Annotated in this window: 1 protein-coding gene and 1 pseudogene; both read left to right on the top strand. The window is 68.6% G+C overall.

What is annotated here, in order from left to right; all coding sequences use genetic code 11:
* Nucleotides 1–303: 303 nt before the first annotated feature.
* The gene (locus GA0115233_RS39930) at nt 304–1515 is read left to right on the top strand and encodes a pyridoxal phosphate-dependent aminotransferase (RefSeq protein WP_093725684.1); all 1212 of its coding nucleotides are present in this window, start codon (nt 304–306) and stop codon (nt 1513–1515) included.
* 103 nt (nt 1516–1618) lie between these two features.
* Nucleotides 1619–1880, top strand: a pseudogene (locus GA0115233_RS39925) (hypothetical protein); the annotation flags it as partial.

Here is a 1880-nt window from a genome sequence, read left to right as displayed (position 1 = left end):
CGGCGCCGCCCGGCACTCGGGGCAGCTCGCGCGTCTCGTCGTATGCGTTCTGCCAGCCGTGCGCGGCCGCCGGGTCCCGGTAGCCCTCGTACTCAGGGGGCGGCGCCGCCCGGGGGACGTACACCTGCGCACCCTCCGCGGCGTTCATCCCGTTTTCGTACTGGCGTGGGCTGGACATGGCCGCGCATTGTAGGGACGGGAGGGGTCCATGGGACAGCCGTCACCGATAACCACCCAAATCACCCGTCTCATGTGGTGGGAAACACGGCCCATGGGGCGTTACCGGGCCGTAAGCTCACCGACATGCAGGTGATCCAGTCGACCAAGCTCGCCAACGTCTGTTACGAGATCCGGGGCCCGGTTCTCGAAGAGGCCATGCGGCTTGAGGCGGCGGGACACCGCATCCTCAAGCTGAACACCGGAAACCCGGCCGCCTTCGGCTTCGAGTGCCCGCCGGAGATCCTTGAGGACATCCTCCGCAACGTCTCCTCCGCCCACGGGTACGGCGACGCCAAGGGCCTGCTCGCCGCCCGCCGCGCCGTCGTCATGCACAACCAGACCCTCGGCATCGAGACCGACGTCGAGCACGTCTTCATCGGCAACGGCGTCTCCGAGCTGATCGTGATGGCGATGCAGGGCCTGCTGGACGACGGCGACGAGGTCCTCGTACCGGCGCCCGACTACCCGCTGTGGACCGCCGCCGTGTCGCTGTCCGGCGGTACCGCCGTGCACTACCGCTGCGACGAGCAGTCCGACTGGATGCCGGACCTCGCCGACGTGGAGCGGAAGGTCACCGACCGCACCAAGGCGCTCGTCATCATCAACCCCAACAACCCCACGGGCGCGGTCTACAGCGAGGAGGTCATCAAGGGCCTCACCGACATCGCCCGGCGGCACAACCTGCTGGTCTGCTCCGACGAGATCTACGACAAGATCCTCTACGACGGGGCCACCCACACCGCGACCGCCAAGATCGCCCCGGATCTGCTCACCCTCACCTTCAACGGCATGTCGAAGGCGTACCGGGTGGCCGGGTACCGCGTCGGCTGGATGTCGATCTCCGGCCCGCGCGCCCACGCCGACTCCTACATCGAGGGCCTGACGATCCTCGCCAATATGCGGCTGTGCGCCAACATGCCCGGCCAGCACGGAGTCGTGGCCGCGCTCAGCGGACGGCAGACCATCGACGACCTGGTGCTGCCCGGCGGGCGGCTGAAGGAGCAGATGGACGTCGCCTACGACCTGCTCACGCAGATCCCCGGCGTGAGCTGCGTCCGCCCCAAGGGCGCCCTGTATCTCTTCCCGCGCCTCGACCCGGAGGTGTTCAAGATCAAGGACGACCGCCAGATGGTCCTGGACCTGCTCCGGCGGGAGAAGATCATGGTCGTCCAGGGCACCGGCTTCAACTGGCCCGAACCCGACCACTTCCGCGTGGTCACCCTGCCGAACGTGGGCGACCTCAGGGACGCGGTGACCCGGATCGGGAACTTCCTGGACGGCTACAGCCAGCCCTGACCGGGGCTTCACCGGCCCTGACCGGGCACTTTTGTCAACGACTCAACTTTAGACCGAATCCAAGCTAGGATGGTTTCCTGTCAGAGCACAGGAGGCCATCCCCATGTACGAACCGATCCGCGCCAAGTCGGTCCACAGCACGATGGCCGGCACCACCTCCGACTTCCCCCACCGGACACGCGAGGAGGAGCTGGACATCCAGCTGGCGGGCCATCTCGCCGCACTGCTGGCCGTCACCGACGAGCTGCGCGCCACGGCCCCGTCCGCCGACCTGGACGCCGCCGCCGAACGCCTCGCCGAGCAGGTGACCCGGCTGCGCGGCGGCGCCGGCCTGGTGCGCGCGGTGCCCGCGAGCGAGCCCGGCG

This window comes from Streptomyces sp. DI166, assembly GCF_900091315.1.
Taxonomy (GTDB): Bacteria; Actinomycetota; Actinomycetes; order Streptomycetales; family Streptomycetaceae; genus Streptomyces; species Streptomyces fuscus.
Note: the sequence above shows the minus strand (reverse complement) of the source record. Positions and strands in the feature narration are given on the sequence as shown.